Raw genomic sequence first — 26,513 nt, forward strand, 5'->3', positions numbered from 1 at the left:
TTACTTTTTAACAGGATAATTATCATCCCAATTTTTTACATGCGGCTCACCTAATTTACCTAATGATTTAGCTATAATAGTTGAAACTGTTGCGTCTCCCGTAACATTAACAGTTGTTCTACACATATCTAAAGGTCTATCAACTGCAAAAATTAAAGCTAGAGCTATTGGCAACAAATCTGACGGAAATCCTATAGACTCTAGTACAATTACCAACATTACCATGCCTGCCCCTGGTACTGCGGCACTACCTATAGAAGCCAACAAAGCTGTTAAAATAATCATTAATTGATTGCTAAACACCAAGCCTTCAGGCCATAAAACTTGCATAATAAAAACTGCTGCAACCCCTTGATACAAACTCGTTCCATCCATATTAATAGTGGCTCCTACTGGCAATACAAAACTAGCCACTTCTGTATCAACTCCAACATGTTCTTCAACGCGTTCCATAGTAACTGGTAAAGCTGCTGCGCTACTACTTGTTGAGAATGCCAATAATTGTGCAGGACTTATTTGACTTATAAACCATAATGGTGATTTTTTAGCATAAACAGATATTAAAATTAAATAAAAACAAATCATAAAAAGTAAACCTAAAACAACAACACCCGCATATTTTAACAATGCTAAAAGAATATCTGGATCATCTGCAGAAACCACAACTGTTGCTAACAATGCAAATACGGCATAAGGAGCTGTAAGCATTATTAAATCAACCATTTTTAAAACAACTTCGTTTAAAGAATCAAAAAAGTTTTTTAGAGGTTTAGCCTGTTCCTCTGGAATAAGCAATAAACAAATTCCTAAAAGGATAGCAAAAACTATTACTTGTAACATTAGCTTATTATTACTCATTGCAAATACAGCATTATCGGGTACCATATCTACTAAAAATTGTAATGGACCTGCTTCTTTTTGTTGCTGTGCATTGGTGAGTATTGTTTTAGCCTTATCACTTGTAGAATACTTCTCTTTAAGCATGGTAACCGTTTCTTGTGTTATTCCATTTCCAGGTTTTAAAGTATTAACAAGCCCTAAACCAATTGTTATAGCTATAACTGTTGTTAAAATATATACTACTATGGTGCGTAATCCCATATTTTTAAACTTAGAAATATCTTTTAAATCTGAAATACCTTTTATTAAAGACGCTAAAATTAAAGGCACTGCAATAAGTTTTAATAGCTTAACAAATATTTTTCCAATGGGCTCAATCCAATTCATTACAAATCCCTGGCCTTCTACTGCCGTCATGATAAACCCCAAAATAACACCCAATACCATTCCTATTAATATTTGCCAATGTAACTCTAGCTTTTTCATACTATTATTTAAAGTTTTTATTTGGTTATAAACTTACGTATTTTGAATCAACTAATTATAAAAGATAAATTATTATAAAAAAAAGCGTTGAAAAATTCAACGCTTTTTTAAAGTAATCTTAACTAGATGAGAGCTTTTTAAACAAAATAATTTAAAGTATTTATTATTCTTTTATAATTTTCTTTATGGTTACTCCTAAACTACTTTCTATTCTAACAAAATAAATACCGTTTTTCATTTGTAAACTATCTAAAGGAATAATGTTATTTGAAGTTTTACTTTGCATTATCATTTGCCCTAACGAATTAATAATACTTATTTCTTTAATTGTAATACCGTTAGGCATATTTATATTTAAGGTATTTGAAATAGGATTTGGGTAGAGGGTAACTTTAGAATCTAAAGTGTTATTTTTTGCACTTAAGACATTTTGGTTTTCAAAAGGCCCAATATCTAATAAAGTACCTACTAACGAAGAATTATTAGCAAAATCAACCAAAGGTATTTCAGAAATAAAACTGGAAGTGCCTGCGTTTATAGCTGGAGATAAGTCAGATAATCCAAAACCTGTTAAAAAATCATAGCTTACATTGCCTGTAGGCAATCCTTCTTCGTCTAAAAGTACATAACCTCCAATATCTTGTGTGGGTACCGTTCCGTTAGCAAACAAGGGGTCTCCTACTACTTTATTGGCATCGTTAGGGTATTGGTAAGCAGCATCAATACCATAAAATAGGTTGTTGCTATAAATAGCATCTTCAAATCTGGGGTCTGTACTTTCAACATCGGCTGTAAACATTCCGTTGTTGTTCGTTGTATAAAAAATGTTGTTTACCAAAACCGAATTCGTAGGGCCTTGTGTTGTCCTGTCGCTTAAGTGTATAAAAACCAAGCTGTTTTCATTCTCGGCATCGTTATGGTAAATCAGGTTGTTGTGTGCCAATAAGTTGGTGTTTTGGTTACAAATTCTTAAGCTGTTAATACCGTTGTTAATTAAAATATTGTACCTCACAATGGTGTTGTCGTTAAACGAACCTTCAAAACTACCTCCCGTGGTAATAATACCGCCGTATTCGTTATTGTGGCAATAATTGTATTCTATAAGTGTGTTTTTAGAACGAAGGTCTGAATCGATTCCAGCTCCATCCGATTTCCCTTCGGTATACTCGGTAAAACACGATTCGTTGTAACGCCAAACAGCTCCTGTGGTTTTTGAGTTAAAACAAGCATTGTCTGAGCCCCGGCCAATAGAACAGTAGTAGAACAAATTATATTCCATAAGCGGATCTTCTGCAGTACGGATAATAAGCCCTTGTGAATTAATATTTTCGAACCGATTTCGTTTTATAACCACGTTTTTACTAGGTACAAAATTATGGATGTAGTGCTCGTCTTCGGTTCCGGGAACGGTATTAGAATTGAAATCTGAAGTCAATTCCAAATCAGACCAATGGGATATGTTGGCAAACCCTGTATTTGAGACATCGTAAAAATACGAACGGTCTAATAGAACATCATCAAAATATGTTTGTACGTCGTCTCCCCTTATTTCTAAGAAAATAGCTCCCGAACGTTTTTCGTCATCTTCGTTGGCATAAACACCGCCATCTAGCCCATCGGTACCGTTTATATCTGTGAATTTAAGATTGGTAAAATGTAAGTGGTGTACCGCTCCGTAATTATCGGCAACCACATGGATGCCCCTTCTTAAATAATCTTTTTCTGCTCCTAAATTGGTAATGTGTAAGTTAGAAATTTCAATGTACTCTTGGTTAAATAATTTAATAAGCCCTGTAGATGTACCCAAACCGTTTAGCAAAGGCTTGTCTCCTGATCCATAAGCATCAATAATTATAGGGTTTCCGTTGGTTCCAGAACCTTTAAAAACAATTTCTTCGCCACTCCAAACGCTGCCTCGTTTTAAAAGTATTTGGCTTCCTGGGGCTAATGTTTGGTTTTTAATTTTCGATAAACTTTTCCATGCTGTAGCTTCAGAGGTGCCGTTGTTGTTATCATCGCCATTTTCGGCATCAAAATAAAAGGTTCCAGACATAACGGTTGGTGCAACATAGCTACCGGAATTAGAACTTACCATAAGTTGTGGGCCATTGCTTGCAGCTTCTTTAGAGTTGAACGAAATTTTGGCGCCCTCGTTTTCTTTTACAATAAGGGTTACCTTGTTCCATCCTGCTTCAATAGCTTTATTTACGTAGTTGGTTACATCTAGGTTAACAAAACCTGTTGTAAAAATGGGATATACGCCAATGCGCTCGGTGGCCAAAGGTTTATCGCGACCAGTAATAGTTGTTTCAGACCAAGAAACCTCGGTGTCGGTTCCGTAAACCGAAATTTCAGAAGCGCGCTCTACTTCAAAAGCATATAGCTTTAAAAGAATGCTTTCTTTGGCTTCGGAAATACTGCTAATATCGAATTCGATATAACTATCGGTACAACTGCTTACATTGTCGTCGTACCTAACCGAAAGGTCGTCGTTGCTGCCATAGTTTTTGTCGTGTGAAGGTTTGCCCCAGTAAAACACTTCAGAATCTTGGCTTGCCGAAATAGCCGTTAAATTGGGGTCGTCTATTGTAATGGCAATATGGGGCACGTTAACGCCTTTTTCTTTGCTGTTGTATCCAATGGTTGTTTTAGAGTCGTTGGGGTCGTTTAAGGCTATAGAAATGATTTTATCTCCCGTCAATTCTGCTTGTACATAGGCTGTAATATCCCATTCGTAATACATGCCACTATCTCCCATTTCTACAGTGGCTATTTGGTTGCCAATGCTTGGGGCGTTGTTCCAGGTTACTGTAGACTCAGACCAAGAATCGCCCATTTCATAGGCCGTTATGGTAGCTGTTTCTGAATCGTTGGCGTGTAAGCGCAAAACAGCCTTATCAGAACTGCCAAAGGTGTACGATGTATTGGATAAATCGAATTTTAAAACTGTTTTCCTGAAATTTTTTTCGTTTGTAGGCGTTGCTTTAACTAATAATTCCAGTTCGCTGCCATAATTTACGTCGCCGTTTGAACCGCCCCGGATATAGGAGTCTTCGGTTGCATTATGGATAAATGTGCCATAGTCTTGAGCATTAACAGCCCAAAAGGAGCTTAGTAAAAATAGTACCAAAGCACTTTTTGTGTAAAGTTTATTCATCTTATTTAGTGTTTAAAATTGGTTTTATTGTAGTATCTAGTGGTTAGTTAGATTATTATTTTCTTTCAAATGCTCCGCGGTCTGGTAAACCTTGAATGGGAGTTCCTATAAAATCTTTTGCAGCGTGGTTTTCTATAACAATGCCTTTATTGATTTCTGGTGAATTTTGTTTTAAAAGAAATCTTAAATACGGTTTCCAATGGGTTGTTGAGGTTTCTATGCTTTTAAAATGCGGGTTTTTGGTTTGTTTTTTAGAATCTTCGGGTAGGTTTTTTATGTCTCCAAAAAAAGTATTGGCTCTAAACGTATAGTTTTTGCTTTTGGTAAATTCAAAATGGTTGCCATTGCCCAAAGAGTAAAAAATGTTGTTGGCATATATGGTTTTTCCGGGATAGCCATTCCAGCTTTTATGGTACACGAGTTGTACCGAATCTTGTTCTTTGCCAGCAAAAAAGGTATTGTTGTAAATTTGGGTATTGGTTGTAGTGCCCGAGTTTCTTATAATGTGGTGGGCGTTGTTTTCAAAAATATTATAACGTATAATCGTGCCATCGTTAAAGCTTGTTTTACTAGCGCCATCGCAGCATATTAAAACCCCTCCGTGGCCATTGTTATGGCTGTAATTGTATTGTATAATGGTGTTTTTACAGTTCCAATCGCTATCAAAGCCTCCTGCATCTACATCTTTTTTGCCGTTCCAACTATCGGCTTCAGTATTATAATACGTGTAGCAAGCTTCGTTGTACTGAAAAAGGGCATCGTCGCTATTAAAAGGAAACGAGGCATTGCCACTGCCTTTTATGCCATTATGGGTAAAAAAGCAATATTCTACCAAAGGTGCTTTTGCTACGCGAACAATTAAGGCATTGGCTCCAGCTTTTTCAAATTTGTTGTTTCTAAAAACAACATTTTCGCTAGGGAACCAGTTATGTGTTTTGCCATTAGCCAAAAGCTCTCCCCATTTACTGTGCAAAGACCGGCGGCTCCAAACCGATTTGTTGGACCAACCGGTTCGATCTACATGGTGGATGTAGCATCCCTCGGTGTACAGGCCATCAAAATTTGATTTTACTCGTTTTGAAATGGTTTTGTTCCAAGTAATTTCAACAAAAACGCCACCGTTGTGCTTAGTACTCATATCGCCGTTTACATGGCAAATTTCAAGATTGCTTAGGTAAATATCATGAAGCGTACCACAATCTTCACCTTGAATATAAATGCCCATTTTAGGAGCGTTTACATAAACACTATTGGTTTTTAAAACCAGTTTTCTAGGAGTTTCGAAAGGGTTGAAGTTTTTAATTTTTAAATCTCGTATTTCAATATGTTCTTGATTAAAAAGACGAATGGTGTACGAGACTTTCTCTCCTTTAGAGATTTGCCCCTTAGCATCTAAAACAGGAGCAAGCCCATTGCCGTAAGCACCAAGTACAATTCTGTTGTTTTTGGAGCCACTGCCTTTGGGGGTTAAATTTCCGGTCCATTGCCCGCCTCTTCTAAAAAGCACCGAATCGCCCGGTTTTAAAACCAATTGGTTTATTTTTTCAATACTTTTAAAAGGAGTGTTTTTTTTTAGGCCATTATAAGCATCGTTTCCTATAACGTCATCAACAAAATAAGTGGTTTGGGCAGTCAGGAACGTACTTGACAATAGTATCAGGCTAAATAATTTTCTTATCATTTTAATCATTTAAAAGTTTAAGCATTTCTTCTGCATAACGCTTCCCTAAAAGTCTTTGGCTTTCGCTGTCAAAATGGGTATTATCAATTGTTTGGGTGTTTTCTGTTGTAACAACTCCCGTATTTTTTACTTTAGAAGGAAGCTCTAAAATCATTTTATTGAAATTTTTTCGCTTAGGTTTGTCTTCAGAAAGTTGTCCAGCAACAAAGGGCAAATTAGGTTGGTTTAAATCGGTTCTTAAAGCTTTAATAAGCTCGGTTATTTTGGACATATATTGTTTGTATTTAGATACATTGGCTTCTCCCTGGTGCCAAATAATACCTTTTAAAACGCCTCCAGTTTCTAAGGCTTTTTTTGTTTGCTTTATGGCTTCGTTGTATAGTGTATCGCCTGGTTTCCACTGTTCAATAGAAGTGCCTCCTTTGGCATTAACAACCAAACCTATTTTTGTTTGTGGTTGTGCCTTACTTATTGTTTTAGCAAAACCATAACTTGGACTTAACTTCTGCATGCTAATATTTTTTCTAACAGTAGAATATTTATTGAACGGATTAGCAGCTTTTTCCCATGGCATGTTTTCTTTTCCTGTGAATAAAAAGACATTGGTTAGCGTGTCTTTATCTATGGCTTCAATAGGGCCACGTCCGGCCATGTTAGATTGCCCAATGCAGAGGTAAATCTCCATAGGTTTAACTTTGTTTTTAGCTAAATTTTTAGATGATTTACATTGATAAAACAACACCGGAAGCATTAGTAAAAGTATTCTTAAATTTCTCATTTTCAATTTTTTATTTAAAAGTCTGTTAAAGTAGTTCAATCACAAAAGTGCCTTTTGGAATATTTACACTAATACTATTTGGTTCAGAAATATCAACAGGAACTTTTACACCATCTAATTTTATAGTTGAAATACCTGGAGCATAAAATGTTACTCTAGTTCCATGAGAAATTATACGACCTTTAAGTTGTTGTGTATTTATAACATTCATATATACAACAACTGAATCATCTGATTTAAAGCCTGTTTGAATATGCTTTTTTGAAGTAAACGATTTCCCTTTTACAAAATAGGAAATGAATTTACCCGAGGCTTTTCTATAAAAAATATTTTCGCCTTGAAAGGTTTCAGAGCCATATTTTACTTTTGTTTCTCCATTAGAGGTTAGTGCCACATCTACAACTTTTTCTTGTGTAATTTTACTGCCCGTATAATTACCCTTTACAATTCTTTTTAAATCTCCTGTTTGGTGTGTTTTATCGCCAGGAAAAAATACCGTAAGAATATCTGCTTGTTGGTTGGTGGTGTTGTAATTGGCATACATATAATCTGCTGCGTAACCATATCCAGACCGAGCTTGGTTTGCGGTTTTCTTTATTTCTACAGAAGTTGGAGCTGTTCCTAAAAAAGTGGTTAAAGTGACTTTATTTTCAGAATATATTCTAGGACCTGCATCTCCTTTTTCTATTTTTATTTCAGAAAAGTATTCTGTTTCATTCTTAATAATGTTTAAGGTAGCTGCATTGGGGTGCCAAACAACGTTAATATTATCTGCTGCATTGTTAGTGGTTACGTGGTCCATAACAACGTAGTAACCGTTAACATGATTTGATGGTTGTATAAAAACAACATCTCTGTGATGTGTGCCTTCAATGGCCTTAGAGCTAGAGCCTCTAAAATATTCGATGTTATTACCTACAAATCCTTCGGTTGTGCCACTACCTACTTTCGAGGTATGTCTTTTTCCTCCTATCATTAAAGTATTTGCAGATTCTGAATTGGAATGCATAAAATCGAAAGTAGCTGTTGCACCGTCTATAGTTACATCTACATTTGGACCATTATACCCGGCATTGCGTAACAAAATCTCCCCATATCCTGCCAATGCTAAGGCGTTGGTTTCATAGTGGGTATGATATTCTGTATTGCCTGTTAAATTAAGCATACTCATATAGAGCGCATTGGTAGATTGTTCTTTAGATTTTAAAACAGCATAGTTTTTAAATAATCGGCTAGGTGCTAATTCGGCATCATTTGTATTAAATTCTATAGGATTATTATTTGCTGCTGTACCTGCTAAAATTATATAATTAGATAAATGCCCTTTTATTGTGCCTTTAGGAACACCAGCACCTTCACGTAGAGTCCACATAGCATACTTATAAGCTTTAGTTGAATACCGAGCCGCCGAAACAATATGGGGAGATAGAATGATATTTCCTTCCTCGATGTCCCATGGTTTCTGGCTTTCGGTATTGCGGGAGTCGCCATATAGCAAAATCCTACCAAAAGGAGCAACAGCATAACCATACATAAACTCTTTTAAACCAATAATCCCTGAATTGGAGTAATACTCCTTAAAGCCCATATATTCCAAGATATCGGGTGTTGTGTTTTTTGCAGCACGTTCAATGGAATTCCATCGCTGTACACAGTAGCCATTACCAGCGGGCGAAACCCCGTCGTTGGGCATATAGTGTTCTGATAATCCGATGTCAAACTCCTTTTTTGCTGCTAAAAAGTTGGTTTCGTCTCCAAGGTATTTGTAGTATAACATTCTCATGGCCCAAGCATGGGGGTCCCACTTGCCAATTACCAAAGCCATAATTTTTTCCTCCAGCCAATTTTCGTATTTTGAAAGTACAGCAGAATCTAAATCGTACCGAATCACATCAAGAGCCAAAACGGCATAAAATAATTCGTGGGAAGGAACGGAAGAAGTCGCAGCACCTGTCCCGATTTTCATGGTTTGTATTCTGGTTTCAAATTTCTTTTTTATAGCGTTTACATACCTAATTTTATTGGCGGGGTCGAGAATATAGGCTAGTGCATTGGCTCCCATAACATCTCGGGTTTCTCCATCATTTTGGTTGGCTATAGAAATAGCACTGGCTTTCATAGCACTATACATATTTGAAGTTTTAGCCAATTTTCTCCAATAGGCATAATCAGTAGTGTCTATAATATTACCTGAAAGACCCTGAAATGGGATTAGTGCTAAGAAAAAAATTGTCACGAAAATTAATTTGGCAGAACCATTTTCCATTTCCATTTTTTTGAATTATTTATTATTAAGATAGCCTTCTATCTGTATAAAATTTGATAATTGATTCTAACCTTTTAAGATTAGAGTACTACCTCTGCTTAGACTCTTGATACCCTAATACCACATCAGGTTTTTGGAGTAATTGATGCATCTGTTCGATGATTTCTTTGTATTTATCATTATTTGAATGCACCAAATTATTCCATTCATTTGGATCATTTTCTAGGTTGTAAAGTTCTCTGGAACCATCAAAATATTCTGTAAATCTATACGAACCATATTTTACCGTTGCGTATTTCCCTCTTCTGAAAGTATAGGCAGGATATTCCCATTTGAGGTCTGGATTTTCCATTAGGGGCACTAGACTGCGTCCTTCAACTTTTTTATTCTCTGGAAGGCCGCAGAGTTCTAATAGTGTTGGGTAAAGGTCAATTAGCTGCACGTTGGCCTCAATTTGTTTGGGCAGATTTTTTGTTGATTTAGATCTAGGGTCCTTTATGATAAGAGGAACCTTTGTTGAGCGATCCCATGCGGTATGCTTTTGGAATCTGCTTTTCTCTCCCATATGAAATCCATGATCTGACCATAAAACGACAAGGGTATTATCTCTGTAGGGGCTATTTTCCAGAGCTTCTAATATTTTTCCAATTTGAGCATCTGTAAAGGTAATGCATGCCATGTAGGCTTGTACTATCTTGCGCCATTGTTTATTTTTAATTGCCCAAGGAACATCGGGATAGGAATTCCAAACTTCTTTGGCGGCTTTAGGTATATCGTTATAATCGTCTTCTTTGTAAGGGGGAAGCTCTATCTCATCAAGAGGATACATGTCTAAATACTTCTGTTGAATGTACAGAGGTGTGTGCGGACGCAGGAAACCAGTCATTAAGAAAAATGGTTTATCATGTTCTTGAGAGAGTTGGTCTACAGCCCATTCGGCAGCTTTATAATCACTCATTTCTTCTTCTGGTTTATTTATAGGCCCCCAATCCAAAAGTCCTTTGGAGCCAAACCAGTTTAAGCGCTTCTTTTTTCCATTTTCATCTAAATTAAAGTCCCATGAACCACGGCCATTTGATACATCAACGGTTTCTTCGGGAACGTGATGGTGAAGCAGCTTGCCTGCAGCCATAGTTTTATAGCCATTGTCTGCAAAATATTCATAGACTAGGGAAGAGCCTTTCTTCTTAGCTGCATTAACAATTTCTTCATCCTTCCTCTGAATGCTTCCTTCCGTTCCAAAACCCAAACTGTGATAATACATTCCAGACATGACACTCGCGCGTGAGGGGCCACAGACTGCGTATTGGCAATGTGCTGAATTGAAAAATATACCTTGTGAAGCTAAAGCATCCATGTTGGGTGTGATAATTTGATTATTACCCATATAGCCAGCCCAATCATTTAAATCATCTACCGCAATAAAAAGTACATTTGGTTTGTTTGCTGTTATGGCCTTTTTAGATGAAGAACAGCCTGCCATAAGTGTTAAATTTATAAAAAGGATAAGAATTTGCTTCATAGAAGATTTTTTTAATTAATATGATGTTTATTGAATTATTGTAGCCAATTAGGAATCGAGTTATTAGTTTGCCACTCTTTAACTCTTTTGTCTAAATTGTCGCCTTTCCATTCGGTTGAACCAGCAGGTATGGCGTTGTGTTTTGGAAGCCATTTTTTATGTGCTTCAATAACATCTGCATATTCTGGGTTGCCGGCTAAATTGATATGTTCTCCAGGATCGGTTTTATGGTTGTAAAGTTCTTCGCCACCATCGCGATATTGAATGTAGCGCCAATCGTTACTCCTAACGGCATGATTTTTATAATACCATGTTGTTAAAACCGCACGGTCTTCTTTTTTACTTGGGTTATAAATTAGCGGGGTTAAACTTTCTCCTTCTAATTTTGGTAATTTAGGAAGGTTACACAAGTCTGTAAGTGTTGGATAGATATCTAAAAGACTTACCACTTGATTGCTTTTTTGCCCGTTATTTTTGTTATTAGGCACTTTAAAGAACAAAGGAACTCGGGTAGCTTCTTCCCAGAGGGCTTGCTTCCTAAAATGACGTTTTTCACCTAAATGTTGTCCGTGGTCTGACCATAGAACAATGATAGTATTATCTGCATATGGGCTTTTTTCTAAAGCATCAACCACTTTTCCTATTTGCTCATCAACAAATGTTACACATGCCAAATAAGACTGAATAAGTTCTGGTAATATTTCTTTTTTAGTCGATACATCTCCCCATCCTCCTTTGGGGGTATAACCATGAGCAATGGCTTTACCCATTATGGGAATATCTTCAAATTCATTTTCAGGTATTTCGGGTAAAACAATATCTTCTATAGGATACATATCGAAATACTTTTTAGGTGCTGTGTAAGGCACATGCGGACGAATAAAACCAACTGCCATAAAAAACGGTTTGTCTTGTTTTTGGTTGAGTTTATTTACGGCCCAATTTGCTATTTGTTCGTCGTACATGCCTTTTTTAGGAATATCTTCATCTTCTAAAGGACCACCACATAAAGAATAGAAACGATTAGTGTTCATATAATTTTTAATGATATTATCTTCTCCGTATAACTGAACCAACTGTCCGCCCCCCTTAGGGAATGGATAAAACATGGTTCCTCTGTACCCAAATCCGTTTTCTTTGATATGTGGCTCCATATTACTCCAAAAACTTGGTGAATAATCCGTCCAGAAATCATCGGTTTTATTTTTGTAATCAGATATGCCGTTATGAAAAACTTTGCCCGTTGCATAGGTATTATAACCACTATCTTTAAAATATTCTGGTAACATTTTATGGTTGGCCATTACGGTATCGTAATTTTTTTTCATGTTATTGGTTGAACTGTACCAGCCTGAAGACGTTGGGTGAATACCACTAAGCAGTGAATTTCTAGAAGCTGTACAAACAGGTTGAGAACAATGGGCATTAGTAAATAAAACCCCTTTAGCAAAAAGCTTATCCATATTTGGAGTTTTAGCTTGTGGATGCCCTAAGAGGGCGCCTTCCCAATCGTTTAAATCGTCAACAGAAATAAAAAGCACGTTAGGTTTCTTTTTAGTTTCTTGCTTAGTATTTGAATTACAATTTGTTAAAAGGCAGAAACCTAAAAACATTAAAATAAATTGTTTCATAGTAATGTGTGTGTTCTGTTTTCTCTTATAGAAAACTAAATTGTTTATTTTACTATTTGAGTTTTGCTACAGCTATACCAGATTCTCCGGCTATAGAGTAGTATAAATAAGCTTCTTTTCCATCTACAAGAATGGCGGGGTCTCTAAGTTGGTTTACAGGCCCTTTTGCAAATCCATTTACCGATTTTTCTACAGGAAGATGCGCCCCTTCGTATTCGGTTTCTGGTTTTAGCACCTCTTTTGGCGTACTGGCTTTCCATGTTTTATAAGTACCTTCTAAAAGGTTAACTTCGCACTTTAAAATGCGTTCTGGGGCATCTCCTTTTTGAGAGTAGAATATGATAAGTTTATCACCAACTAAAGTAACTGCAGAATGCCTAATTTTAGGTAAAACTAAAGCCCCCTTTTCAAAAGGTTTTACACCGTCTTTTGAATGATAAAACCTTCCTTTAACTAAAGCATAGAAATTTGATTTGTATTTAAAAACGCGAAAATAAGAAGGGCCTAAAACAGTATTAGATGCTGTAAAATTCAACCCGTCTTTAGAAGTACTAAAAAAGGTTTTTTGGCCTTCTTTGTTATGATTATATCCATGAAAATACATTCTTATGGTTTGGGTCTCTTCATCAATTATTACATCTGGAGAAGCAATATGGCCAACAGCAGCTGTTTTATTAATATGAAGCACGCCAGGTTTGTAAACCGTCCATGGTCCCATTGGTGTGTTGGCGTATGCCAACCTAATAAACTTACCATGATGGTGTGCAAAATACATATAGTATTTTCCTAAAGGATTTTCTACCCAATCTGGAACTTTTATAACCGATGGCCCATTGATGTTTTCGCCCAATTTACCTTCTAACCCTTCCATATCTGGTGAAATCATAGGGTTGTTTTCAGATCTAATAAACGTTGGGTTTTCCCATTTTTTAGGCTGAATAGAAGAACTACAAGCTACAAAAGCAAAGCAAATAAAGCAGTAAACTACTTTTTGTAAAATATTTATATCTCTATTTATTAGCATCAAAATACTCAATAAGGTTATAAACGTTGTTGTTGATTGCTTTCATCTTTTCCATCATAGGAGTCCACACTTCATATTCATTAGTTACAATCCCCTTGTTGGCATCAATATTAGATGGGTCTACACCTTTAGCGGTGGGGTCGTTATCTTGATATTTAAAATAATGCCACCCTACACAGTTTTTAGATTCAATTAAAGCAAGGTTATAATTTTGGTAAAAAAGTCCTCGATCTTCTTGAGTTCTTACAATCCATCCGGCTCCACTAGTATTACCCATACCAGAGTCTTCGCCTTTGGTATAATATTCTGTAACAATAAAGGGTCTACCAGACCAATCTGTCCAATTTTTCATGTCTTGTTCATCGGGTGTCCAGTGATTATAATAATTATTAGAAATAATGTCAAGGTACTTACCAGCGGTTTTCATGAACAATTCATGATTTTTCTCATTTGCATAAAACCGAGCCCCGATATACATGTGGTTAGGGTCGTATTTTTTTATGGCCGAAGACACTATAGAAAAGTATTTATCGGCAACAAATGCCATAAATTCTTCACGATGTTCGTCTGTAATATCATTTTCTGTAATGCCTTTTTCTTGTAACCAATTCTTAGCTGCTTTATAACCATATTCATCTTTTGGTAGCCCTAAATAATTATCTAAAGCTTTAAATTTAAAGGGCATTTCATTATCTGAAAAGTATCCAAACAAATTAGGGTCATCTTTATATTCTATCAGTTTTTTGGCTCGCTGGTTACAAAATGTTTCAAAATCAGGATCGAAAACAAAAATGGCATCATTAGGATAACCTGTGTGCCCTGGTTGCTGATGTGTACCACCTCGTTTACTTCCATAACTACTCATAAAATTCCAGTTAATGGTATATGCAAAAGGTTTGTTTAGTACTTTGTTAGCCTCTGTGATAGCTTTAACATCGCTCCAAGAGCCAGCACAATTAAACCCATTTTCTTGTAGCATGTTTATGGTTTCATTTATCCAATTTTCTTTTGTTTGAAATTTTTTATTGAATGCAGCTTTAGTGCGTTCTGATTTACCTGTATTAACACTATTAAGGGCTATATTGAAATATGGATACCCTAATGGATCAATGCCCCACCAACGGTCACCAATTTTTTTTACATGATAAAAACCGGTTGCTTCTTGTTGTGGTTGACTCATATCACCACCATATTTACTAAGTTTTACATCGCCTTTTGGATTAAAATTAGGTAGATGCTTTAATGTTCTTGTTTTAAAAGGTTGATAATCTTTATAGCTACGAGTTCCATCACTATGGTACACCTTAACTTTGGCATCAACCATCACATAATCTGATGTTGTATTTTGAGCTACAACCTCTTTTTTATTCTCTTTACAAGCCAACATTAATAAGCATGTAAAAAGTACTATATGTATTGTTTTCATTATTTTTTAATTACCATTGATAGTCTTTACCCTCTCTACTGTTTTTCCATGATTTTTTAACTTTTTCAAGTTCAGAAATCATTTCATTAAATAGTTCTGGTTTTTCTGAAGCAAGATCTTTGGTTTCGCCTGGATCATTTTTTAAATCAAAAAGCATCATACTGTCTCCTTTATCTGGAATACAGATTTTGTATTGCCCCTTAACCAATGCATACAATTCTGTGTTTTTATACAATCTTTTATAACCTGAAGCTATAGGCTTTGGTCTGTTTGAAGTTTCGTTGTTATATATAACTGGTTTTAAGCTCACCCCATCTAAAGGTATTTTTTTACTAGGAGACACGCCTATTATATCTAAAATAGTAGGTAAATAGTCATTAGTTGAAGATTGATAATCTGAAACTATACCAGATTTAATTTGTTTTGGCCAATAAACAAATGAAGGTACACGCAAACCACCTTCCCACATTTGGTGCTTATGCCCTTTGTAAGGACCTGCAGAAGCGTTACCTTTTTTTGCTTGAGGGTCTGCTGGACCATTATCACTACAGAAGAAAATGATAGTATTATCTAAAGCGTTTTGTTCTTTTAAAAAGTTTTTTAATCTTCCTATTTGGTCATCCATAGCCGTAATGCAGCCATAGTAATGTTTTTTTCCTTCTGGTAAATTAGGATATTTTGCTAAATAATCAGGACCAGCAACAACGGGTTCATGAGGTGCATGAAACCAAATAGTAGCAAAGAATGGTTTTTTATTTTTTATAGATTTTTCAATAAAAGGAATGGCTCTATCCATAATAACACGGCTATCATCACCATCTAAGTTATCGGTTACGGGTTTACCGTTTTGCACATAAATAGATCCTCCCCAAGAACCATCTTCTTGAGCCCCCCAACTAGTCCATCCTTTTGGAGTTTTTGTTGGATTCCATGTAGGCACTGCACTTTTAGTAGCAAAGGTTTCATCATAACCATGGTGCCATGGTGGAGAATATTTACCTCTAGATTCTACTTTATCAGGTTCTACCCAACCTAGGTGCCATTTCCCAAAAAATCCTGTTGAGTACCCTTCTTTTTTTAACAATTCTGGAATGGTTTTTTCAGCAGGTCTCATACCTTCTGTATGTGCAGCAAAAATACCCTGTCTAAAAGGATCTCTACCAGTTAACACACTTGCTCTTGTAGGAGAACATAAAGGTGCAGCTGCATAAAAATTAGTGAATGTTACACCTTTGTTTGCCATATCATCCATTTGAGGAGTAATAACCTCTTTATTTCCGGTAAAACCTACATCACCATAACCGAGGTCATCTGCCATAATTAAAATAATATTTGGCGTTGTATCTTGAGCCTGTACGCATGCTGTTAAAAAGGATAAACTTACCCATGCAATTGTTCTAAAAACCATTTTCATATACTAAAAACTTTTAAAAAACCGTTCAAACGTAATGTACGTTTGAACGGGATTAAACTAATCTATTACAAACTATAACCCGGATTTTGTTCCATTACTGCCCCTGTATTAGAATCAATAATTCCTTGAGGTATTGGTAACAACTCGTTATATTCATTAACTTTACTTTCATCTAACCTTGGGTTGTATTTAACGGCCCACTCATAAAATGTACCTGTACGAACCAAAGTATGTTTTCTATATTCTTCTGAAACAAGTTCTCTAGAGCGTTCTTTTAAGATAAATTCTAAGGTCACATCTGAAGCCTCAATTTCTGAAGCATTAGAACGTCTTCTTAATTCATTTAAATAAAAGGCTGCTAAATCATTTTTACCTTGATTCATTAAGGCTTCTGCTGCCAATAAATAGGTTTCTGCTAAACGCATAAACATTTGATCATCATATTGTCCTGCACGCGATGCATTATCAAACACATAGGGATCATTGTATTCCCATTTTCTTACCCATGGCCAAAGGAAATTATCTTCTAAATCACTGTCTTTAGAATATTCCATAGTAGTGTATCTAACAACCTCAAAATCTGTTGCTGTTTCATCGGTTGGATATATGTAGTCTTTCTTCACAGCATATTCTGAAAATCTATCATCTGTTTCTTCATACCAATTAAATGCAGAATCTGAAATTGATACACGACCAGCACCTTTACCACCGTTATAAGTATAAAGCGTATCTAAATTTAATTTTTTAAGCACACTATCTTTTCCGTAATGCGGTATCCAAACATTTTTAACATATAAATAAGCATTACCTACAACATCTTGATAAGCATTGTTTAACACCCATAATACTTCTTTATTACCATCTTCTGGCATGGGGTTATCAAATAAATCTGAAAACACATTACCAGGTTGCGATGAATTTACACCAAAACGCTCTGTCATTAATTCATACTCATCACTATTAATTACTCTTAATGCTTCCGTTTCGGCTTTTTCATCTTCTCCCATATCTAGATATAATTCTGCTAACATAGTACTAGCAACAGCACTATTTACCATGCCAGTTGTTTCTTTCATTTCTAGATTATCTCTAGCAAAAGTTAAATCTATTTCCATTTGGGCATTAATTTCTGCAACAGAATTACGTTCCCAATCGTTACGATAAGTGGTACCATCAATTTCTTGAGTACTTAATGGTACTGCACCCCAACCATAGCGCAAGTGTCTGTAAGCCCAGGCTCTAAATAAACGTGCTTGTGCAATTATTTTGTTTTGATTAATTACATCGTTAGCATCATTTCCTCCCATCCAATCTACACTTGTAGTTTCTGCTCTGTTAATGATAAGATTAGATGAATTTATAATTTTATATAACCAATTAAAATTTGATGTTACTAGATTATTTTCTGAGTTTAGATCGCTATAATCATTAAACGGATCAATGGTTCCGGCTCCTCCATTTACAAAGGCATTATCTGTACCCATTTGCCATAAAGCTGCACGGGTTACGTTGTTTTGAGACTCTCTGTCTTGTCTAACTAAACTGTAAATTGCATTTAATCCGTTTACAAAACCATCATAGTCTGTAAATAAGTTTTCTGCGAAAATATCATCTTTTGGCTCTTCTAATAAGAATGAATCTTCATCACATGCTGTAGTGAAAAAGAGTGCGACTGTGATTAGTATTAATATTTTTTTCATCTTGTTTTTTTATTTAGTTTATAAACCTACTTTTAACCCTAATAATATTGATAAGGTTTGTGGAACAGCTGTTTGTTGAGATGAGCTTGTAAACTCAGGATCAAGTCCTATCCAATCTGTATGTGTATATAGGTTTTTAATGTTGGTATAAAACTCTAAGTTATTAACTTTTAACTTATCTAGTGTTTTTTCTGGCACTCTATAACTAAGAGTAACATCTTGCAATCTTATAAAATCTGTACTACGGTAAAAGCTTGCTGAAAGTGGGTTTACACTAGCACTTCTATCATTTCGTGGGTAAGAGTTACTTTGGTTTTCTGGAGTCCAGAATTCAACATCATACCTGTTTTCTCTTAAATCAATATCATTTGTATAGAGTAACGTATTAGATCTTGTTATACCAGACACCATATTAATGAAGAAACTAAAAGTCCAATTTTTATATTCAAATGTATTAGTTAAACCTGCAATAAAATCTGGTATTCTTCTTCCTATAACTTGTTTATCGGCTGTTGTAATTTCACCATCGCCATCGGCATCAAGATAACGAATATCACCTGCTTGAACATCTCCTTGTGGCGTATCTGTCATATCTTCTTGGTAAATACCGTCAATCACATAATCATAATTAACACTAATAGGTTCTCCTATAAACCAGTTACTATCAATATCATCTATATAATTTCCATCTTCATCAGTTAATCCTACGTTTACTATTTCGGTATCGTAATGCGCTATATTAAAATCTGTTTTCCACGTAAAGTTGTCTTTTCTAATGTTAGTTGTGGTAATTTGAAACTCAATACCTTTATTTGATGTTTCTCCAATATTTTCAGTTATAGACGGGGTTCCGTTTACGTTAGAAATAGATTTATTTAATAATAAATCGGTTGTTTTAGATTTATAAACATCAATAAGTCCTCTTATTCTATTATTAAATAATCCAAAATCTAAACCAGCATTAAATGAGGCAGTAGTTTCCCAACCTAAAGTAGGATCTCCCAATTTACTGGGGTAAAAGCCAAATAATGTTCCGTCATCACTATCAACATAATTAGTTGATGATAAGGTTGGTAATGTAGAATATGGTGTAACTGCTTCATTACCACTTTCTCCGTAAGATAATCTTAATTTTAAATTATTAATAGTATTTGAATCTTCTAAAAATTTTTCATTTGAAATATTCCAACCCAACGCTGCTGATGGAAAAATACCAAACTTAGTATCTGTACCAAACGCTGAATAACCATCACGACGTGCTGTTAAGGTAATTAAATATCTAGAATCAAACGCATAATTAGCTCTTAACATTTGAGAGATGTGTGTTTCCTTGGTATATGATGCACTTGGTTCTACTAAACTTGCTTTACTAGCTTGGTAATAAGACATTACATCATTTGGGAATCCTTCTGCACTTACATCATGATCTTCAGACCACTCACTTTGTGCACTATATAAACCTGTTAAGAAAATAGAGTGTTTACCAAATGTATTTTTGTAGCTAATAATGTTTTCTACAATCCAGTCTTCATCGTATTCATTAGCTATATCTAAAGAACCGCCAACACTTAAACCAGTTCTGGTATCTCTACCTCTATAAGTTTGCGCAAGTCTAGAGCGGTAATCGTAACCTGTGTTAAGTTTATATGTTAAGCCTTTAATAAAAGGAACATCAATAGTTATACTATTGTTAGAAAAAAATCTTCTTGTAATATCACTATTATCATATAATAATGGAGCTAAAGGGTTTGTTACATAAACGCCATCATCCCAAGTTTCTAAAGTTTGTGTACCATCTTCGTTAAAAGGCACACCTAGTGGATTCATTGAGAATGCACCAGAAAAACTAGCATTATTACCACTTCTGTCATAATAACCGTATTGTGTGCTAGTTTTAAAAGTCATCCATGGTAAAAGTTCTTGGCTTAAGTTAAGTCTTAAGGTATAACGTTTAAAATCATCACCTATTGAAACCCCTTCTGAGTTTAAGTATGATAAAGATACATAGTAATTTGTTTTTTCTGTACCACCTGAGAAAGACAAATCGTGTTGCAAGGTAGTTCCTGTTCTTGTTGCTAGATCTACCCAGTCTGTACTTCTTCCTTCTGCATAACCTTCATCTTCTACAGCTGTAGTTGTTAAACCACGGTCTATTTTTGTTTCATAAAAAGTTTTACCATCCATTAGCTTAGGAATATTAATAGGGGTATTAAAGGTAGTTGAAACAGAATAATTAACACTTAATTTACCTTCTTTTCCTTTTTTAGAGGTAATTAATATAACACCATTTGCTCCTCTTGCACCATAAATAGCTGATGCTGAAGCATCTTTTAGCACTTCAATAGAGCCAATATCTTTAGGATTTATTTCTGAGAGGTTTCCTGCATAAGGAATTCCATCTAATATAATTAAAGGACTGTTTGATGCTGAAATAGAATTTTGCCCACGAATTAACATGGAGTTTGAAGACCCTTCTGCATTTGAAGCAGTTACACTAATATTCATACCAGCCATAGTACCTTGTAACATTTGTTCTAAACTTGTTCTTGGTCTTGCCTCTAAAGTTTCAGTACTTACAGAAACAACAGAACCTGTTACATCACTTTTCTTTTGAGTACCATAACCAACTACTATGACTTCATCTAAAGTAGTTTCAGAAGCTTTAAGAACAACATTTATAGTTGTTTGGTTTCCTATTTGCACTTCTTGTGTTTCCATACCCATGTAGCTAAAAACAAGAGTATTTGATTGGTCTGACACTTGTAATGTGTAATTTCCATCAAAATCTGTCATAGCACCTGTAGTTGTGCCCTTTAATAAGACAGAAGCTCCAGGGAGCGCAATACCATCCTCTGCTGTTACGGTACCTGTAATGGTTTTGTTTTGTGCATGCCCTGTAAAGACAAATAAAACAAATGCAAAACACATTAGTTTAATTAGTTGCTGTTGTTTCTTCATAAAATTTAAGTTTAGTTATTAGATTTCTGTTTTCTTAATAATGCCTCTAAATAGTAATAATCGGCATATATTAACGGTACATCTACCTCATCTTCCTTTGGTTTAGACCCAGTAGAATGCTTTAGTAAAAAACCTTTATTTGTTCCTACAGTGCTAAAGTATTTGTTAGATGAAAGTGAGTTCATAATTTTATCGGCCATATCTAAATATGGTTTGTTATTGCTCTTAGTAAATGTGCTTAATTCATATAAAGCTGATGCAATAACAGCTGCAGCTGAAGCATCTCTAGGCTCATTGGCATCATCTTTTAAATCAAAATCCCAAACAGGCACATAATCTTTTGGCCAATTAGCAATATTCATAATATAATTAGCTACATGTTCTGCTTGATTTAAAAACTCAACCTCTTTAGTTTCTCTATATATCATGGTGTAACCATAAAGCGCCCAAGCTTGCCCTCTTGCCCATGAAGACTCATCGGCATATCCTTGATGTGTGTTTTTTGATACAACTTCACCCGTATTTGGGTTATATCCAACTACATGATACGAGCTATAATCATTTCTAAAATGATTTTTCATTGTTGTTTTAGCATGTGTTGTTGCTATATTGTAAAAAACAGAATCTCCTGTTTCTTTCCAAGCCCAATACAAAAGTTCTAAATTCATTAAATTATCTATAATAACAGGGAAATCCCATTTATCTTTATTATGATCCCATGATCTTATACACCCAACATTTTCATTAAATCGAGTAATCAATGTCTTTGCAGATTCTACTAAAACATCTTTATAAGCTTTGTTTTTGGTGTATTTGTACCCCAAACCATAACTTCCCATCATCTTAAATCCAATATCATGGTTTGAAGCGTTATGTTTTTCAGACTCTAATAACTCTGTAAATTTAACGGCATAATTTTTCCATTCTTCTTGATTTGTAAGCTCATACGTAAACCACAATACACCTGGGTAAAATCCACTTGTCCAATCTCTTTTTCCTACCAATCTAATGTCTCCATTAGACTCTAAAGAACGTGGAAATATTCTTTTTGAAGATGTTAAATTTTGTTTTTTTAATACTGGCGAGTATTTTAATTGATTGGTTATTTTTTCTGCCAATTCTTTTTTGCCTAAATTATTTTTAGAGGCATTACAAGCAATCAAACAAAAAATTATTAATAGCGTAATAAAATGTCTCATTTAACCTTATTATAGTTTGGTTGAACAAAGCTATTAGTTGTATTTTGTTTTATTTCTTCCTATTGTTACTAATTACTTGTAAATATGTCACATTATTACAATCATGTTCCCTAAAACAACATTTGTACTAGCTTTAATTAAAATGTAATTTCTGGTTTTGCATATAATATTTGTATTTTGGTTCACTTAAATTCAAATAAATATTTATATACATATAAACTTATTTTTTACAGCGTTATAATAAGTGTTTATACGCATGTTAAAAAATATTATTAGCACATGAAACAGCGTTTTATCTCCTTTTTAATAGCATTATTACCAATTTTAATATTTGGTTTTCAATCTCCCTATATATCACTCTCTAAAGTTACACCTGAAGGTGGGGTAGCTTACTCTCAAGTAACTTCTATTTTAGAAGACAATCAAGGTTTTATTTGGTTTAGTACCAATAACGGTTTGTTTACATACAACTCTGTTAATATTAAAAGGTATAGCCATTTACAAAACGATTCTTTAACTATTTCTACTAACAGAATTAATCAGCTTTACAAAGACTATTCTGGTAAAATCTGGGTAGCTACAGAAAATGGTTTATGCGCCTACAATTCAAATAAAGACACTTTTAAACGCTACATTTTTAAAGACCAATTTGATAATAATATAGGTAAAGATATTTCTTCTTTTTTTCAAGATAATGATGGTACATTTTGGTTTTCTGATGAAAAAGGCATTGGTACATTAAACCCTAAAAACGGAAGAGCTTTTTACAAAAATGTAAATAATAAGACTAGTAGAGTTAGTTGCCTGTCTATAGATGAAAACAATAATATATGGGCTTTTTATAATGATGGAGACATTTATTTTTTACCAAACGGCTCTAATACTTTTCAGTTTTTCGCTAAAGGTCTTAAAAACTTAGTACGCTCTGTTTATATTGATAAAAATCATATCTGGATTGGGTATGAAACCAAAGGATTATTATGTATTAATATAACAACAAGAGAACACGAATACATTTTTGACAGCTTAAGTTTAACAAAAGAACTTAAACTGCCAAATAACCAAGTTAGAAGCCTTATTAAAGATAACAAAAACAGAATATGGGTAGGAACTTATAACGGTATAGCTATAATTAAAGACTTTAAATTAGAACAAATTATTACCGAACAAAAATATTCTGAGCTACCAAACCATTCTATTTGGGCATTATACAAAGATTCTCAAAATAATATTTGGATAGGCACCTGGATGGGTGGTTTAGCTTTTCATAGCAATTACAATAACGCATTTCTTCATTATAACCAATCTACTTCTAAAAAATCATTAACAGGAAATATTGTTGGTAGTATAACTCAAGTACCTAATAAAAATGAACTTTTAATTGGTTTAGATGATGGTAATTTAAACAAATATAACTTAGATGATAATTTGTTTTCATCTGTTCCAGTAATATATAAAAAAGATACCATACAAAACATTAAATCTCTTGCTTTTGACAAACATAAAACACTTTGGATAGGTACTTACGGCAATGGCATATTATATCAAAAAAATGGCGAAAAACAATTTAAAAAACTAGAATTACCATTTGAAAACGGATTTCAAGCCTTAGATATTTTAGCAACAGATGAAGGTATTTGGGTTAGTAATTACCCTTTAGGTGTTTTCTTTTACAACTTTGAAACAAAAAAGTTTACGCAATACAGACACAATCCTCTTAATATAAATAGCATTTCTAGTAATAATGTGCATCATATAATTGAAGGTAGTAATGGCAACATTTGGTTTGCAACGCAAAACGGTTTGAATTTACTTAAAAAAGAAGAATCAAAATTTACTCATTATTTTCATCAAGGTAACAACCCTGAAAGTATTTCTACAAATTACATCTATAGTATACATGAAGACCATAACGGATATCTATGGTTAGGAACAAATGGGCAAGGTCTTAATAAATTTAACCCTAAAACAGGAAAAACAGAACATTTTACTATTAAAGACGGACTCTCTGGTAACGAAATATTTTCTATACTACAAGATACTAACAATCATCTTTGGCTAACAACTGAAAATGGTATTTGTAAATTTAATCTAGACAATAACACTATTCAATCTTATGCCACAAATAAGGGCATAAAAAACAATCATTTTAATCCTAGTGTTGCTTTGGCTGCCACCAATGGCGAGCTATTTTTTGGCGGTTCTAACGGTTTAGTTAGATTTCTACCTAGCAGAATTATAAAAAACCCCATAAAACCCAAAACAACTGTAACAAGCATTTATGTAAATAACAAAGAAATATTATTTAAAGAAACAGGTAATTTACAGCTTAAACACAAACAAAATTCTATTAATTTTCAATTCACTTCTAACAACTTTATTAACCCGCAAAAAAATAAATTTAAATACCGCTTATCTGGTTTTAATAATGATTGGGTTATTTCAGATTATACAGGAAAAGCTAATTACACAAACATACCACCAGGTAACTATACTTTTGAAGTTAAAGCCGCAAACAACGATGGTATTTGGAATGAAACCCCTACTCAAATAGATTTAAAAATAACACCGCCTATTTGGAAAAGATGGTATGCCTATGTTTTATACACATTATTGTTTGCTACATCTGTTTATTTTTTTAGAAAACAAGTTATAAATAGGCAACAACTTAAATCTGAAATCAATATGGCTAAAATTCATAGAGAAAATGAACAGCAGTTACACCAAATGAAACTGCAGTTTTTCACCAACATATCTCATGAATTCAGAACCCCTTTAACCTTAATTCAAGGCCCTGTAAACAGGCTACTTAAAATGGGAAACCAAAACGAAACCTACAACAAACAATTAGCTTTAATTAAAAATAACACAGACCGTTTGTTACGCCTAATTAATCAGTTTTTAGATTTTAGACGTGCCGATTCTGGAAAATTAAAACTCACCCCTATTCACACAGATATTGTTTCATTTTGTAAAAACGTTTTTAATTGTTTTGAAGAACATGCCAACCACCGGGGGTTTACATTTAATTTTGAAACAGATGTACCTAATCTTAAAATGGATTTTGATGCCGATAAACTAGATAAAGTGTTAGTAAATATTATTTCTAATGCCTTTAAATATTCTGATGATAATAACAAAATCACTGTTAAAATTCTAAGTAATAAAAAACCTAACTTTAATGAAACTTGGGGAAGTTACACTGTAGGTAGTAATTTAGAAGATGATTTTGTTTCTGTAAGCATACAAGATACGGGTAAAGGCATTTCTGCCGATTTATTACCAAAAATATTTGAACGCTTTTTTCAAACCGAAGATAATTACAACAGAGGTACTGGTATTGGGCTTTCATTATCTACCAATTATATATCTATGCATAATGGGCAGTTAACGGTAAGCTCTAAAGAAGGTGAAGGCTCAATATTTTGTATCTGTATTCCACAAAAGCAAATAGGTACTTTTAATGAAAGTTCAAGCAATCAACACAAAGTAAATTCTTTTGATTATAGCTATGAAACAAGTAATAGCTCAGATATTAAAATAACAAAAGAAGAAACTGTAGCTAACCAAGAAGCCCTTGTTTTAATAGCAGAAGATAATCCAGAATTATTAGATTTTTTAGGAGACACACTACAAAACCATTTTAGGGTAGCAAAAGCTAAAAATGGTAAAGAAGCTTACACACAAATGAATTCTCTTTACCCAGACATAGTGATTTCTGATATTATGATGCCTGAAATGGATGGTGTAGAACTGTGTAATAAAATTAAAAATGATATACGTACTAGCCACACCCCAGTTATTTTACTTACAGCCTTAGACACCGTTAAAGACCGCTTAACAGGAATACATTCTGGTGCTGATGTTTACATGCCAAAACCTTTTAATGATGATATTTTAATTGCTCAAATAAATAATTTATTAAATTCTAGAAAAACACTGCGAAACTTATTTTCTTCTCATCAAAAAGTTTGGGAAGAAGATATTGAAGTACTAGATTTAGATAAAAAGTTTTTACATAAAGCCATATCAATAGTTGAAGAAAATTTAAGTAATTCTGAATTTACGGTTGAAAATTTAGCAGAAAAACTACACCTAAGCAGAACCCATTTACATAGAAAACTAACCTCTTTAACAGATCAATCTGCAACTGAGTTTATAAGAAGTATAAGACTAAAACACGCTGTTAACTTAATGAAAGAAGGCAACTATTTAGTAAATGAAATTGGTTATGCTGTTGGGTTTAATTCTCATAATTATTTTACAAAGTCGTTTAAAAAACAATACGGAAAATCTCCAACAGAATTTATAAAAGAAAACCTAGATTTTAATTCTCCAAAATCTTAATTAACACTAATAAAAAAGCAATAACATTCCTAACTTAATAGGTTGTTATTGCTTTTTAACAATCAACTAAAACTAACTAAAAAA

The 26,513-nt window shown here is 34.1% G+C and carries 14 protein-coding genes; 1 reads left to right on the forward strand and 13 read right to left on the reverse strand.

Features of this window, described 5'->3' with window-relative positions; translation table 11 throughout:
* The 13 genes from J1D01_RS16580 to J1D01_RS16640 all read right to left on the reverse strand — a co-directional run bounded on the left by J1D01_RS16580 (position 1) and on the right by J1D01_RS16640 (position 22,082).
* On the reverse strand, positions 1-1,326 hold the full coding sequence (locus J1D01_RS16580) for a dicarboxylate/amino acid:cation symporter (RefSeq protein WP_421151642.1): 1,326 nt from the start codon (positions 1,324-1,326) through the stop codon (positions 1-3).
* 163 nt (positions 1,327-1,489) lie between these two features.
* On the reverse strand, positions 1,490-4,483 hold the full coding sequence (locus J1D01_RS16585) for a DUF7594 domain-containing protein (protein ID WP_421151643.1): 2,994 nt from the start codon (positions 4,481-4,483) through the stop codon (positions 1,490-1,492).
* Between the two features lie 55 nt (positions 4,484-4,538).
* Entirely contained in the window at positions 4,539-6,164 is a 1,626-nt protein-coding gene (locus tag J1D01_RS16590; protein ID WP_421151644.1) for a right-handed parallel beta-helix repeat-containing protein, read from the reverse strand.
* Position 6,165: 1 nt separating this feature from the next.
* Positions 6,166-6,942, reverse strand: coding sequence for a sialate O-acetylesterase (locus J1D01_RS16595; protein ID WP_421151645.1), 777 nt, complete (start codon positions 6,940-6,942; stop codon positions 6,166-6,168).
* Between the two features lie 25 nt (positions 6,943-6,967).
* Complete coding sequence (locus tag J1D01_RS16600; RefSeq protein WP_421151646.1) at positions 6,968-9,178, reverse strand: hypothetical protein; 2,211 nt, start codon at positions 9,176-9,178, stop codon at positions 6,968-6,970.
* A gap of 118 nt (positions 9,179-9,296) precedes the next feature.
* The gene (locus tag J1D01_RS16605; protein WP_421151647.1) at positions 9,297-10,730 is read right to left on the reverse strand and encodes a sulfatase; all 1,434 of its coding nucleotides are present in this window, start codon (positions 10,728-10,730) and stop codon (positions 9,297-9,299) included.
* Positions 10,731-10,765: 35 nt separating this feature from the next.
* Entirely contained in the window at positions 10,766-12,361 is a 1,596-nt protein-coding gene (locus tag J1D01_RS16610) for a sulfatase (protein ID WP_421151648.1), read from the reverse strand.
* A 52-nt stretch (positions 12,362-12,413) separates the two neighbouring features.
* Positions 12,414-13,385 carry a hypothetical protein gene (locus tag J1D01_RS16615; protein ID WP_421151649.1) on the reverse strand — a complete coding sequence of 324 codons (972 nt, stop codon included), beginning with the start codon at positions 13,383-13,385 and terminating at the stop codon, positions 12,414-12,416.
* Positions 13,372-14,811 carry a hypothetical protein gene (locus tag J1D01_RS16620; RefSeq protein ID WP_421151650.1) on the reverse strand — a complete coding sequence of 480 codons (1,440 nt, stop codon included), beginning with the start codon at positions 14,809-14,811 and terminating at the stop codon, positions 13,372-13,374. The genes J1D01_RS16615 and J1D01_RS16620 overlap by 14 nt, the downstream gene beginning before the upstream one ends.
* Positions 14,812-14,821: 10 nt before the next feature.
* Complete coding sequence (locus tag J1D01_RS16625) at positions 14,822-16,225, reverse strand: sulfatase family protein (RefSeq protein ID WP_372936129.1); 1,404 nt, start codon at positions 16,223-16,225, stop codon at positions 14,822-14,824.
* A 65-nt stretch (positions 16,226-16,290) separates the two neighbouring features.
* Positions 16,291-17,925: a RagB/SusD family nutrient uptake outer membrane protein gene (locus J1D01_RS16630; RefSeq protein WP_421151651.1), complete on the reverse strand. Its 1,635-nt coding sequence runs from the start codon at positions 17,923-17,925 to the stop codon at positions 16,291-16,293.
* Positions 17,926-17,943: 18 nt separating this feature from the next.
* Positions 17,944-20,883: a SusC/RagA family TonB-linked outer membrane protein gene (locus J1D01_RS16635; protein WP_421151652.1), complete on the reverse strand. Its 2,940-nt coding sequence runs from the start codon at positions 20,881-20,883 to the stop codon at positions 17,944-17,946.
* Positions 20,884-20,894: 11 nt separating this feature from the next.
* The gene (locus tag J1D01_RS16640; RefSeq protein WP_372936123.1) at positions 20,895-22,082 is read right to left on the reverse strand and encodes a glucuronyl hydrolase; all 1,188 of its coding nucleotides are present in this window, start codon (positions 22,080-22,082) and stop codon (positions 20,895-20,897) included.
* 279 nt (positions 22,083-22,361) lie between these two features.
* On the opposite strand from J1D01_RS16640, the gene J1D01_RS16645 reads away from it, so the two are divergent.
* A complete protein-coding gene (locus J1D01_RS16645) occupies positions 22,362-26,429 on the forward strand; it encodes a two-component regulator propeller domain-containing protein (RefSeq protein ID WP_421151653.1) in 4,068 nt (1,355 codons plus the stop codon).
* Positions 26,430-26,513 lie beyond the last annotated feature (84 nt).

This window comes from Seonamhaeicola sp. NFXS20 (assembly GCF_049132085.1).
Lineage (GTDB): Bacteria > Bacteroidota > Bacteroidia > Flavobacteriales > Flavobacteriaceae > Seonamhaeicola.